General features: G+C 71.6%; 10 protein-coding genes. 3 read left to right on the plus strand and 7 right to left on the minus strand.

The window, feature by feature from the left end; translation table 11 throughout:
- The first annotated feature begins 12 nt into the window (after positions 1-12).
- Both BO39_RS06135 and BO39_RS06140 read left to right on the plus strand, forming a co-directional pair.
- On the plus strand, positions 13-2358 hold the full coding sequence (locus BO39_RS06135; RefSeq protein ID WP_043831447.1) for a penicillin acylase family protein: 2346 nt from the start codon (positions 13-15) through the stop codon (positions 2356-2358).
- A gap of 80 nt (positions 2359-2438) precedes the next feature.
- Positions 2439-3203 (plus strand): arginyltransferase, encoded by a 765-nt coding sequence (locus tag BO39_RS06140; protein ID WP_043831449.1) that lies wholly within the window; start codon positions 2439-2441, stop codon positions 3201-3203.
- Positions 3204-3207: 4 nt separating this feature from the next.
- Here BO39_RS06140 and parC read toward each other — a convergent pair whose 3' ends face one another.
- Positions 3208-5439 (minus strand): DNA topoisomerase IV subunit A, encoded by a 2232-nt coding sequence (parC, locus tag BO39_RS06145; protein WP_043831115.1) that lies wholly within the window; start codon positions 5437-5439, stop codon positions 3208-3210.
- 154 nt (positions 5440-5593) lie between these two features.
- Between parC and BO39_RS06150 the strand changes: the two genes are divergently transcribed.
- Positions 5594-7216, plus strand: coding sequence for a hypothetical protein (locus BO39_RS06150; RefSeq protein WP_156963525.1), 1623 nt, complete (start codon positions 5594-5596; stop codon positions 7214-7216).
- Position 7217: 1 nt separating this feature from the next.
- Here BO39_RS06150 and recO read toward each other — a convergent pair whose 3' ends face one another.
- The 6 genes from recO to BO39_RS06180 form a co-directional block, all read right to left on the minus strand.
- Positions 7218-7958 carry a DNA repair protein RecO gene (gene recO, locus BO39_RS06155; protein WP_043831119.1) on the minus strand — a complete coding sequence of 247 codons (741 nt, stop codon included), beginning with the start codon at positions 7956-7958 and terminating at the stop codon, positions 7218-7220.
- Between the two features lie 42 nt (positions 7959-8000).
- On the minus strand, positions 8001-8939 hold the full coding sequence (gene era / locus BO39_RS06160) for a GTPase Era (RefSeq protein WP_052401655.1): 939 nt from the start codon (positions 8937-8939) through the stop codon (positions 8001-8003).
- The gene (gene rnc / locus BO39_RS06165) at positions 8932-9615 is read right to left on the minus strand and encodes a ribonuclease III (protein WP_043831121.1); all 684 of its coding nucleotides are present in this window, start codon (positions 9613-9615) and stop codon (positions 8932-8934) included. The genes era and rnc overlap by 8 nt, the downstream gene beginning before the upstream one ends.
- 13 nt (positions 9616-9628) lie before the next feature.
- Entirely contained in the window at positions 9629-10381 is a 753-nt protein-coding gene (lepB, locus tag BO39_RS06170) for a signal peptidase I (protein ID WP_043831122.1), read from the minus strand.
- Positions 10382-10493: 112 nt separating this feature from the next.
- Positions 10494-10910 carry a holo-ACP synthase gene (acpS, locus tag BO39_RS06175; RefSeq protein ID WP_043831124.1) on the minus strand — a complete coding sequence of 139 codons (417 nt, stop codon included), beginning with the start codon at positions 10908-10910 and terminating at the stop codon, positions 10494-10496.
- The gene (locus BO39_RS06180; RefSeq protein ID WP_084697894.1) at positions 10907-13225 is read right to left on the minus strand and encodes a RelA/SpoT family protein; all 2319 of its coding nucleotides are present in this window, start codon (positions 13223-13225) and stop codon (positions 10907-10909) included. The genes acpS and BO39_RS06180 overlap by 4 nt, the downstream gene beginning before the upstream one ends.
- Between the last annotated feature and the right edge of the window lie 2 nt (positions 13226-13227).

Raw genomic sequence — 13227 nt, forward strand, 5'->3', positions numbered from 1 at the left:
GCCATGGCGCCGATGACCCCTCCGAGCCCACAAGGAACGCGCCCGCGGCGCCGCTGGCGCTGGCTCCGGCGGGCGCTGCTCCTCCTCGTCGCCATTCCCCTCCTCGCCCTGGCGGGGGCGGCCGCGCTCATCTGGGCGACCCTGCCGGGCGAGGCGGAGGCGCTGCGCGTCGCGGGCCTCTCGGCCCCCGTGGAGATCGAGTTCGATCCGCGCGGCGTGCCCCGCCTTCGCGCGCGCACCGAGCGCGATGCGGCGGTGGCCATGGGCGTGCTCCACGCGCGCGACCGGCTCTTCCAGATGGAGCTGATGCGACGCAACGGTGCCGGGCGGCTCAGCGAGGTCGCCGGCCCCGCGACGCTGCGCCTCGACCGCTACATGCGCACACTCGGGCTCCGCGCACGGGCGGAGGCGGACCTCGCCGCCCTGCCGCCGGACGCGCGGGACCTGCTGGAGGCCTATGCGGCCGGGGTGAACGCCTGGATCGCGACCCGTGGCCGCTTCGCCGCGCCCGAGTTCATCGCCCTCGGCCAGCCCGAGCCCTGGCGCGCCTCGGAAAGCCTTCTCTGGGGCAAGATCATGGGGCTCTGGCTCTCCGGCAACTGGCGGACGGAGACGGAGCGGGCGCGACTGGCTTCGGTGCTGCCGCCGGAGCGACTGGCCCAGCTCTGGCCGGCGGATGAAAGCCCCGGCCGGCCGGACCTCGCGGCCCTTCCCGCCCCCTCTCGCCTCGCCGCCCTGCTTGGCGCCGTGCCGCGCTGGGGGGAGGACGCGCCGCTGCCGGAATCGGCCTCCAACGCCTGGGCCCTGGCGCCCTCGCGCTCGGCGACCGGCGGGGCGCTCCTCGCCTCGGACCCGCATCTCGCGCTCCAGGCACCGGCCCTCTGGTATCTCGCGCGGATCGAGCTGCCGAACGGCCGCTTCCTCGCGGGGGCGACGGCGCCGGGCGTGCCGATGATGGTGATCGGCCGCAACGAGCGCCTCGCTTGGGGCTTCACCACCACTCATTCCGACACGCAGGACGTCTTCATCGAGCGCCTCGCGGGTCCCGATGCCTACGACACCCCGGCCGGTCCTCGCCCCTTCACCGTGCGGGAGGAGCGGATCGCGGTGCGCGGCGCGCCAGACATGGTAATGCGGGTGCGGGAGACGCGGCACGGGCCGGTGATCTCCGACCTCGACGACCAGCCGCCGGCGGACCAAGTGCTCGCGGTCTCGATGGCGAGCCTCGCGCCCTCGGACACGCAGGCGGCGGGCCTTCTCGCGCTCAACCGCGCAGGCTCGGTCGCGGAGGCGCGGGCAGCCGCGGCGATGATCGCCTCCCCCGCGCAGAACCTGATGGTGGCGGACGCCGCCGGCGGCATCGCCATGTTCCTGACCGGCCGCACCCCGGTGCGCGCCGCGGGCGACGGCGCCCTGCCCGTGCCCGGCTGGGACGGGGCGCATGACTGGACAGGCTGGGTGCCGTTCGACGCCATGCCGCACGTCTTGGCCCCTGCCAGCGGCGTGGTGGTCAACGCGAACAACCGCGTGCAGCCGCCGGGCGCGCAGCCCTATCTCGGGCGCGACTGGTACGGGGACTGGCGCTTCCGCCGCATCGGGGAGCTGCTGCGCGCCCGGCCGCGCCACGCCCCCGCGGATCTCGGTGCGATCCAGGCCGATGCCGTGAGCCTCCACGCGCTGGAAATGCTGCCGCTGCTGATGGCTCCGCCGCGCCCTCCCGGCGCGCCCGGTGTGGCGCACGACCTGATGCAGGGCTGGGACGGCGCCATGTTGCCCGGCCAGGCCCAGCCGCTGATCTTCAATGCCTGGGCGCGGGAGCTCGGCCGGCTCGCCCTCGCCGAGGGCGGCGTGCCCGAGGGCGCCTTCTCCGCCGGCCCGGAATTTCTGCGCCTGCTCCTCAGCCCGGCCGGCGCCGATTGGTGCGGAGCGGCGGGCTGTGAGGCGCTCTCCGCCCGCGCGATGGAGAAGGCGGTCGCGGAGATCGCGCCCCGCTTCGGGCCCGATCCCACCGCCTGGCGATGGGGCACCGCCCACCGGGTGCGGCTGGAGCACCCGCTGCTGCGCTTCGTGCCGATCCTCTCGGACTGGCTGCGGATCGAGGCGCCGACGCCCGGCGACGGGGAGACGGTGAACCGCGGCGGCATGGCGAGGGACTTTTCCCATATCCACGGGCCGGGGCTGCGGATCGTCATGGACCTCGCCTCGCCGGACGGCGTGCAGGCGGCGATCGCGACGGGCCAATCGGGCAACCCCTTCTCCCGTCACTGGGGCGACATGAACGCGGGCTGGGTGGCCGGGCAGTTGGAGCCGCTGCCGACGCGCGCGCCGGTCTCCGCTCGCCTGAGGCTCGCGCCGTGACAGGACGTGACCGAAACCCAGCCGCGGAAGGTGCGCTAGCCATGGACGGCGGCATCGGTTCCGCCGAAACTGGGCCCCGGATGCTTCACCGCGCGCAACGCCGACCGCAGTTCTTCTACACCACGGCCCCCCTGCCCTGCCCCTACCTGGCCGGCAGGACCGAAAGGAAGGTCGTGACCGAACTCTCCGGTCCGGAGGGGGAGGCGCTGCACGACCGGCTCTCCCGCGCGGGGTTCAGGCGGAGCCACAACATCGCCTATGCCCCGGTCTGCCCGGGCTGCCAGTCCTGCATCCCCATCCGCATCGTCGTGGACGACTTCAAGCCGTCCCGCACGCATCGGCGGGTGCTGCGCGGCAATGCGGAGGTGGTGGCGCAGGAGGTGCCGGCGCGGGCAACGGCGGAGCAGTTCGCCCTTTTCCAGCGCTACCAGCGGGCGCGGCACCGGGACGGCGACATGGCCGCCATGGGCTTCTACGACTACCGCGCGATGGTCGAGGACACGCCGATCACGACGATGCTGATCGAGTTCCGCGAGGCTCCGGACCGACTGATCGGCGCCTGCCTGACGGACTGGCTGAAGGACGGGCTCTCGGCCGTCTACTCCTATTTCGAGCCCGACCATGCCGGGCGCTCGCTCGGCACGCTGGCCATCCTGCACCTCGTGGAGCGGGCGCGGGCGCTGGGGCTTCCTTACGTCTATCTCGGCTACTGGGTGCCGCAGAGCGCCAAGATGGCCTACAAGGCCGGCTTCCGGCCGAGCGAGATCCTTACCCAGGGCGCCTGGCACCCGCTGCGCGACGGGGTGCCGCCGACGGCGGCCCTGGTGCCGGAGAGCGTGGGCTAGATCCCTACCCGTCGAAGCGGTTGGACTTCGGGAAGCCGTTCGGCGGCATCTTCCCCGCCCCGCCCCGGTTGCCGCGCCAGGGGGCGAGCGCGGTTTCCGTGCGCGTGCGGTCGCCGAGCCGCCAGGTGAGGCCATCCGCCTTGGCGAAGACCTTCACGTCCGACAGCTTGCCGTCCCGGTAGCCCTGGAGCGCGACGCCGCGCCCGCGCGTCATCTCCGGCACCTGCTCCAGCGGGAAGACGAGCAGCTTCCGGTTCTCGCCGATCACCGCGACCGTGTCGCCCTCGACCGGCGCACAGGCGACGAGCGTGTCGGGCGCGTCCACCACCAGGATCTGCTTGCCCGTGCGCTTCTCGGACAGCAGGTCCTCCGCCTTGCAGACGAAGCCGCGGCCGGTGGCGGAGGCCAGCAGGAAACGCTGGCCCTCCTTGAAGACGAAGGCCGAGAGGATGTTGTCCTCGTTGCCCAACTCCACCATCAGCCGCACCGGCTGCCCGTCACCCCGCCCACGCGGCACGGCATCGGCCTTGATGGTATAGGCGCGGCCGTTGGAGGCGAGCAGGCCGATCCGGTCCGTCGTCTCGGCATGGAGGTGCATGGCGAGGCTGTCGCCCTCCTTGAACTTCAGGCCCGCCGTGTCCTCGATGTGGCCCTTCACCGCCCGCAGCCAGCCCTTCTCGGAGAGGATGACGGTGATGGGCTCCCGCTCGACGAACTGCGCCTCGTCGAAGGCGATGGCGACGGCCTCGGTCTGCGTCGTGCGGCGGTCGCCCAGCGCGCCGGAGCCGAACTTCTGCCGCGCCTCCTCGATCTCCTCGGCGATGCGGCCCCACTGCGCCTTCTCGCTGCCGAGCAGGCGCTGCAGGCCCTTCAGCTCCTTCGTGAGCTTCGTGTGCTCGCGGCGGATCTCCATCTCCTCGAGCTTGCGCAGCGCGCGAAGCCGCATGTTCAGCACGGCCTCGGCCTGCGTGTCCGTCAGGCCGAAGGTGCGGATCAGCGCCTCCTTGGGATGGTCCTCCTCGCGGACGATGCGGATCACCTCGTCGAGGTTGAGGTAGACGATGAGATAGCCGTCGAGGATCTCCAGCCGCCGCTCGATGGCAGCCAGCCGGTGCGAGGAGCGGCGCACCAGCACGACCTGCCGATGATCCAGCCAGGCGCGCAGCACCTCGCGCAGGCCCATGACGCGCGGCGTGCGCGTCGCGTCCAGCACGTTCATGTTCAGCGGAATGCGGGATTCGAGCGGCGTCGCGCGGAAAAGGCTCTCCATCAGCATCGCGGGCTCGATGGTGCGCGTCTTCGGCTCCAGCACCATGCGGACCTTGTCCGTGCTCTCGTCGCGCACGTCGGCCAGAAGCGGGAGCTTCTTCGCCTCCAGCAGCTCCGCGATGCCCTCGATCAGGCGGGACTTGCCGACCTGGTAGGGGATCTCGGTAACGACGACCTGCCAGATGCCGTTCTTGAGCTTCTCGACCTCCCAGCGGGCGCGCAGCCGGAAGCCGCCGCGGCCGGTTTCGTAAGCCTGGAGGATGCTGTCGGCGGGCTCCACCATGATGCCGCCCGTGGGGAAGTCGGGGCCGGGCATATGGGCCAGCAGCTCGGCGGTCGTCGCCTCCGGGTTGCGGATCAGTTCGAGCGCCGCGGCGCAGGCCTCGCCCGCGTTGTGCGGCGGGATGGAGGTCGCCATGCCCACCGCGATGCCGTTGGAGCCGTTGGCGAGCAGGTTCGGGAAGGCCGCCGGCAGCACCACCGGCTCCTGCTCCTCCCCGTCATAGGTAGGGCGGAAATCGACGGCGTCCTCGTCGATGCCGTCGAGCAGCGCCTTGGCGACCTCGGTGAGCTTCGCCTCGGTGTAGCGCATGGCCGCGGCGTTATCGCCGTCGATGTTGCCGAAGTTCCCCTGCCCCTCGACCAGCGGGTAGCGGGCGGCGAATTCCTGGGCCAGCCGCACCAGCGCCTCGTAGACGGAGGCGTCGCCGTGCGGGTGGTACTTACCGATGACGTCACCCACCACGCGCGCGCATTTCTTGAAGCCGCCCGCCGGGTCCAGCTTCAACTGCTGCATGGCCCAGAGCAGCCGGCGATGCACCGGCTTCAGCCCGTCCCGCACGTCCGGGAGCGACCGGGACATGATGGTGGACATGGCATAGGCGAGGTAGCGCTCGGACAGGGCGCCCGCGAGCGGCGTCTCGTTGATCCGGCCGCCTTCGGGGATGGTCTTCACGTCGTCGGGCATGGTGGGCGGGCCCTGTTCTCTCTTCGTTCCAGCGAGGACTATTTAGCAGGCCGCGGGTCCCAATGCCAGGGCAAGCGCACCCGGGCACGGAGGTGTTGGTTGCCGCGCGGAATGGGGGCCGTATAGCAGGGGCGCAACAAAGCGGGGGAGCCCCATGGCACATCGTCGATCGAGCCGGCCGCGCGCGGCTGCCCGTGCCGGGGGCACCGCCCTCCTGATGGCGGCGGCGGCGCTGTTGCCCCTTGGCGCTTCCGCCCAGCCCACCGACCTGCTGCGTCCGGTGCAGGGCGGGCCGCTGAAGAATCCCGCCCCCTCCTCTCCCGCCCCCTCATCTCCCGCACCGGCCGCGCCCGCGCAGCCCGCCCGCCCGACAGCACCGACCCCGCCCGCCTATGCCCTGAGCGCGGCCGATGCCGCGCGCACCCCGCCGCTGGCGCCCGAACGACCGGTGCGGGTCAGCCTCTCCCGTGGGCAGAGGGCCTTCTTCCGCATCGCGCCCGAGGCGGGCGAGGCTTGGGCCGTGGCCACCCGCCGCCTCTCGCGCAACACCGACACGGTGGTGGCGGCGCTGGACGATGCCGGCGAGGTCGTGGCCGAGGACGACGATGGCGGGGAGGAAAGCCTCGCCTCTCGCCTGGAGGTGCAGCCCGGCGACGGCGCGCGGCTGCTTCGCGTTGGCACGCTGGAGAATACGGGCGGCCGCTTCGAGGTGGTGCTTACCCGCATTGCCGTCCAGCCGCCGGGCGATTTCGCCACGAGCCAGGCGGATGCCGCCAGCCGCCCGGCGCTGGCGGTCGACCAGCCCGTCCGCATCCGCCTCCGCCGCAACCAGCAGGCCTTCTTCGCCCTTCCGGCCGATCGCTCGAACCTCACGGCCCGCACGCGCGGCCTCTCCTCCGGCACGGACACCGCCCTCGCCCTGCTCGATGCCGATGGCCGCGTGCTGGCCGAGGACGACGACGGCGGCAACGGCCTCGCCTCCCTCCTGCCCATCGGCCGGGTCGCCCCCGGACCGCTCACGCTGCGCGCCTCCCTGGTAAGCGGGACCGGCAGCTTCGAGCTGGTGCTGGAGCGCGAGGATCCGCTGCCGGCCGCCGACTTCCCGACGAGCCTGGAAGCTGCCCGCGCCCGCCCGCCGCTCAACCCCGGAGAGGTCGTCCATGTGGAGCTGGACCGCGGGGTAGAGGCCTTCTTCGCCCTGCCGGAGGGGCAGCCGGTCACGATCGTCACGCGCAACCTCGGCGATGAGGTGGACACCTCGCTCGCGCTGCTCGACGCGAACGGCAGCGTGCTGACGGAGGACGATGACGGCGGTGGCGGCCTCGCCTCCCGCGTGACCACGGGCAGCACGGGCGGCCGCGCCGCCTTTGTCCGGGCGAGCCTCCTCAACAACGCCCGCGGCGGTTTCGACATCGCGGTGCAGGGCGCTCAGGAGGCTGGCGGCGCGGGCGACGTGGACGGGGCCTCCCGGCGCCCGGCGCTCATCCTCGGCGAGGCCGTCCGGCTGTCGGTGGAGGCTGGCGGGCAGGCCGTCGTCGCCCTTCCCTTCGATGGCCGCCCGGCCATGGCCATGACCTTCGGCCTTGCGGAAGGGCTGGATACGGTGCTGGAGCTGCTGGACGCGAGCGGCGCGGTAATCGCCGAGAACGACGACGCCGAAGGGCTCGCCTCGCGCCTGGAAATCCCGGCCGAGCCGCGCCCGGCCTATCTCCGGGTGCGGCTGCTGGAGGACAAGGGCGGCGAGGTCAACCTCGTGCTGGTGCGGCCCGCGCCCTGAGTCAGCCGGCCGCCTCCGCCCGGGTCGCGATCCGGTCGGCCAGCGCCTCGCGCGCCGCGGGCACGGGGCGGTGGCGCGTGCCGAAGGCGTCCCGGGAGAGGAAATGGCCGGTCACGCGGAGCGCGGCCGCCCAGTCGGCGGGGCCGCTCGGCAGGCTGGCATCCCGCAGAAAGGGCGGCAGGGGCAGCATCCGGTCAGCATAGGGCGCGGCGATATCCGCCCGCGCGGCCCGACCGGATTTCGGGGAAACATGGGTAAGCCCCTCCGTGTCCCCCGTCATGGCGCAGCGCGCGAGATCGAGGCCGTAGCCCAGCTCCGAGAGGAGCAGGACCTCCCAGTGGAGGTAGTCCGGGATCACGTCCTCCGCCCCGCGCTGGAGATGGGCGAGAATCGGCACGAGGGCGCGGAAGACGGCGGGGTGCGGCTCCCGTTCCGGCAGGGCCTCGGCCGCGACGGTACAGGCGGAGGAGAGCAGCGCGAGGGCCAGCGGGTCCTCCATGGCCAGCGCGGCCGTGGGATGGACCAGCTCTCCGCTGAGCGCCCCCAGCTGGTCGGCCAGGCGGCCGATCCAGCGGGCGTCGACGAGGTTCCCCGGCAGCCAGAGTGCGGCCTGCGCGCGCGAGGCGCCGCCCTTTGCCAGGCCACCGTGGCGGCCGTGGTCCTCGGTGAGAAGTGTCACGATCGCGCCGCCCTCACCGAGCGGGCGGGCCTCCAGCACGATGCCCGGGGCAGTCCATTCCATGAGGGGAAGATGGGGCGCCGCGGCCGGCGGCGCCAGCCAGGCCTAGTCCAGGTCTTCCAGGCCGAGAGCCCGCAGCCGTCCCCGCTCCTCGTCCCAGCCCGGCCGGTCCTTTACGTTCAGGAACAGGTGCACCGGCCGCTCGAGCAGCTTGGTCAGCTCGGCCCGCGCCCTCTGGCCGATCTCCCGGATGCGGGAGCCGCGGTCGCCGATCAGAATCGCCTTCTGCGAGGCGCGGCCGACATAGATCGTGCAGTCAATGCGGACAGAGCCGTCCTTGCGCTCCTGCCAGGATTCCGTCTCCACCGTGGCGTGGTGGGGAACCTCCTCGTGGGTCTGGCGCAGGATCTGCTCGCGCACGATCTCGGCCGCCAGCATGCGGTCGGTCACGTCGGACAGCTCGTCCTCGGGGAACAGCCAGGGACCAAGGGGCATGGCCTCGCACAGCCGGGCACGCAGCCGGTCCACGCCGTCGCCGGTTTCGGCGGAAACCATGAAGGTCTCGGCGAAGGTGAGCAGGCCGGTCAGCTCGGCCGTCAGCGGCAGCAGGCGCTTGGTGTCGAAAAGGTCGGTCTTGTTCAGCACGAGCCAGAGCGGCGGCGTGCCTTTGGCGAGCTTCCTGATGATGGCGCGCAACGGGTCCGTCACCCCGGCGCGCGCATCGACCACCAGCATCGCCACATCGGCGTCCTGCGCCCCACCCCAGGCAGCCGCGACCATCGCGCGGTCCAGCCGGCGGCGCGGGGCGAAGATGCCAGGGGTGTCCGTCAGCACCACCTGCGCCGGCCCCTCGCTGAAGATGGCGCGGATGCGGAAGCGCGTGGTCTGCGGCTTGTTCGAGACGATCGATACCTTCGCCCCCGCCAGCCGGTTCACCAGGGTGGACTTGCCCGCATTGGGGGCGCCGAGCACGGCAGCTAGGCCCGCACGGGTGGGGCCTTCCGGCGGAGGCGTCGCGGCGAACGCGCCGTCTTCGTCAGCCACGGCCGAGTTCCTTCAGCAGCGCCTCGGCCGCCAGTTGCTCCGCACCGCGCTTGCTCTCGCCCGAGGCTTCGGCGGTCTTGCCGCAGGCGCGGACGGAAACGGTGAAAACAGGAGCGTGGGAGGGGCCTTCGGCGCTCTTCGTCACGTATTCGGGCAGACCCATGCCTCGGCCGAGCGACCACTCCTGCAGACGGCTCTTGGCGGACATGGGCGGGGTGGCGTCTGCCTCCATATACCCGGTCCACTCCCGCCGGACAAAGCCGCGTGCCTTCTCCAGCCCGCCATCGAGATATAGGGCGCCGATCAGCGCCTCGGTCGCGTCGGCGAGGACATTGGCGCGCTGGCGCAGCCCGGTGCGCCCTTCGGCGGGCGGAATGCGCAGCGCGGCGGAAAGGCCGATCACGTCGCCCACCTTCGCCAGCGTCTCGGCCGCCACCAGCACCGCCAGGCGCTTGCCGAGTTCCCCCTCCCGCTCCTGCGGGAAGCGCTCAGACAGCCACTCGGCCATCAGCAGCGCAAGGACGCGGTCGCCCAGGAACTCCAGCCGCTCGTTCGAATCGAGCTGGTTGCGCTTGGGGTCGGCGGCGGAGCGGTGGGTGAGCGCCTGTTCGAGCAGGGCCGGGTCGTTGAAGTCGTGACCCAGCCGCAGGGCCAGGGCTGCGACGGGAGCTTTCACGGGGAGGGGTTCATCAGCGGACGCCCGAGAAGATGCGGCTCCAGCGAACGGAGAAGGGCCAAGCCCAGACTTCCCACCAATTCGCCGTTCCGTCCCAGGAGAAGAAGATGAACTCCGCGCGGCCGACGAGGTTTTCGACCGGAACGAAGCCGACATAATTCGTGGCGCGACTGTCGAGGGAGTTGTCGCGGTTGTCGCCCATGGCGAAGACGTGGTCCGCTGGAACGACGAATTCCTGCGTGTTGTCGTAGGGGCCGTCATCGGAGGCCTCCAGGATTTCGTGGGTGCGGCCGGGGCCGTTGGCGCTGGGCGGCAGGGTCTCACGGTAGAGGTTGACTGTGATGCGGGGACCGTCGCCCTCGACCGTGTAAGGACCGACACGCACGCGGTTCACGGGGGTGCCGTTCACCCGCAGCACGCCGCCCCGCACCTGGATGCGGTCGCCGGGCAGGCCGACGATGCGCTTGATGTAGTCGGTCACTCCGTCGCGCGGCAGCTTGAAGACCGCGACGTCGCCGCGCGCCGGCAGGCTGCCGAAGACGCGGCCGCGGAAGAGGTTCGGGCTGAAGGGCAGCGAGGCCCGGGAGTAGCCGTAGGAATACTTCGAGACGAAGAGGTAGTCGCCGACCAGCAGCGTCGGGATCATGCTGCCGGAGGGAATGTTGAACGGCTCGAAGGCGACGGTGCGGATCCCGACGGCGATGAGGCCCGCGTAGAGGATCGTCTTCAGGCTCTCCAGCCAGCCGCCGGAGGACTTCTTGGTCATGGTGGTAATGCTCGCGGCCCCAGCCGGCCGGCCGAACGCCCCCAAAAACCTATGAATGGGGGTCGGGTCGGGCCGCCGCAGGGCGGGTGGGTGCGCCAGAAGGGCGCGCCTGTCAAGGAAGGGGCTGGAGCGGCACGGCCGAGATGATCACCACCGCCTCGGCATAGGGGTACTCGTCGGTCATCGTAAGCGACACCTGCGGCGCATGGCCGGGCGGCACCAGCCGCTCCAGCCGCGCCAGCGCGCCGCCGGTCATGCGCAGCGTGGGCTGGCCGGAGGGCAGGTTCACCACGCCGAGGTCCCGCCAGAAGACCCCCGCCCGGAAACCGGTGCCGAGCGCCTTGGACGCCGCCTCCTTCGCCGCGAATCGCTTTGCGTAGGTCGCGACCCGCGTGCGCTCGCCCCGCCGCTCGGCCTTGGCGCGTTCGGCCTCCGTGAAGATGCGGGCGAGGAAGCGGTCGCCGTGGCGCGCGATGGTCCGCTCGATCCGGCGGATGTCCACCATGTCGTTGCCGAGACCCAAAATCACGACTTGGCCCGCTCCACCTGCTCGATCCCCGGCAGGGAACGGAGCGCCGCGATGACGCTGGAGAGGTGGCGGAGGTCCTTCACCTCCAGGTCCACGTTCAGTTCGGCGAAATCGGCGGCGCGGTGGAGGAAGCGAAGCGACTGGATCCGCGCCTCCTGCTTGGCGATGGCCGTGGTCATGCCGGCGATAGCCGGCCCCTCGTTGGAGGTCACGACCGAGAGGCGGGCGACGTGCTCGCCGGCGGCGCCCGGCTGTGTGTCCCAGTCCACGTCGATGAAGCGCTCGGGCGTGGCGGCGAAGGCTTCCAGCGTGTGGCATTCCTGCTTGTGGATGGTCACGCCGCGCCCGGTGGAGACGATGCCGACGATCCGGTCCCCAGGCACCGGGTGGCAGCAGCCGGCGAAGCTGACGGCCATGCCGGAAACGAGGCCAGTGATGCCATGCGCCACCTCCCTCTCCCGCGGGCCGCGGGCGACGGTGGCGCCGGGCTTGCCGCGGGCGCGGGTGAGGGCCAGGGCCTCCAGGCCCGTAACGGCCGGGCGCGGTGGGCCGCGAAGCTCCGGCACCGCGGCGTGGAGCACGTCCCGCGCCGTGATGTTGCCGTTGCCGACGGCGATGCAGAGCTCCTCGAAGCCCGGCTGCTTGAGGGCCTTCACCGCGGGCTCGGCGATGCGCTCGGAGAAGTCGAGGCCCTCCTGGCGGAAGGCGCGGGCGATGGCCTGGCGGCCGTTCTCGCGGCTCTCCTCCCGTTGGCGGGCGAGCACGGTGCGGCGGATGCGGGCGCGGGCCTTGCCGGTGACGACGAAGCGTTCCCAGGCCGGGTTGGGCGTGCCGCCGCGGGCGGTGATGATCTCGACCTGGTCGCCGTTCTCGAGCTGGTGGCGCAGCGGCACGATGCGGCCGTTGATCTTCGCGCCGACGCAGCTATCCCCAATCTGGGAATGGACGTGATAGGCGAAGTCCACCGGCGTCGCCCCGCGCGGCATGGCGATGAGGTCGCCCTTCGGCGTGAAGCAGAAGACCTGGTCCTGGTGGAGGGCGAGCTTCGTGTTCTCGAGAAAGTCCTGCGCCTCGCCGGCGTTCTCCAGGATTTCCAGCAGGTCCTTTACCCAGGGGAAGCGCTTGCGGTTCCGCGCCGCGTTCACGACGCCGTCCGGGCCCTGCTTGTAGATCCAGTGCGCGGCGACGCCGAACTCCGCGACCTCGTGCATCTCCGGCGTGCGGATCTGCACCTCGATCTTGGCGTTCCGCCGCTCCGGGACCGTTACCCCCGTATGGAGGGACTGGTAGCCGTTGGGCTTGGGGGTGGAGATGTAGTCCTTGAAGCGGCCGGGAACGACGCGATAGGCGGAGTGAACGGCGCCGAGCGCCGCATAGCAGTTCGCCTTGTCGTCGGTGATGACGCGGAAGGCCATGATGTCCGAGAGCTGCTCGAACTCGACCTTTTTCGAGTGCATCTTCAGCCAGATGCCGTAGGCCGACTTCTCGCGGCCCTGGATGTCGATCACCGGCACGTCGGCGTCGCGCAGGCGGTGGCGCAGGTCCTCGGCAATCTCGGCGATCAGGTCGGCGCCCTGGCCGCGCAGGAAGGCCAAGCGTGCGGTGATGGTCTGGGAGGCGTCCGGCTGCAATTCCCGGAAAGCGCGGTCCTCCAGCTCGTCCTTCACGGCCTGCATGCCGATGCGCTCGGCCAGCGGCGCGTAGATCTCCATCGTCTCCCGCGCCGTGCGCTCGCGCCGGTGCTGCTGGGGGACGAAGTGCAGCGTCCGCATGTTGTGGGTGCGGTCGGCGAGCTTCACGAGGAGGACGCGGATGTCCTCGCTCATTGCCAGCACGAGCTTGCGAAAGTTCTCGGCCTGCTTCGTGCGCTCGGACTGGAGTTCGAGCCGCGTCAGCTTCGTCACACCGTCCACCAGCCGCGCGACCTCTGAGCCGAAGTCCCGGCTGAGCTGGGCGAGGGTGACGCCCGTGTCCTCCACCGTGTCGTGGAGAAGGGCGGTGGCGATGGTGGCGGCGTCGAGCCGGTAACCGGCGAGGATGTTCGCGACAGCCACCGGATGGCCGATATAGGGGTCGCCGTTATCGCGCTTCTGCTCGCGATGGGCAGCCTCGGCGACGCGATAGGCTTTCTCGATCAACGCGCCGTCCGCGCGGGGATCGTAGCCGGTGACGAGGGTCGCGAGGGCCTTGCCCGGATCCGTTTCCGGGCTGCCGGTTTCCAGCTTCGCAGGGCCGCGGCTGACCACGCCCTCGGGCGCCCAGAGGGGGCCCGTGACGGCACCGGGGAGAATGGGTTTCCCGGCGCCGTCGCTCATCG

The sequence above is a fragment of the Roseomonas aerilata DSM 19363 genome (assembly GCF_000711725.1).
Classification (GTDB): Bacteria; Pseudomonadota; Alphaproteobacteria; order Acetobacterales; family Acetobacteraceae; genus Roseomonas; species Roseomonas aerilata.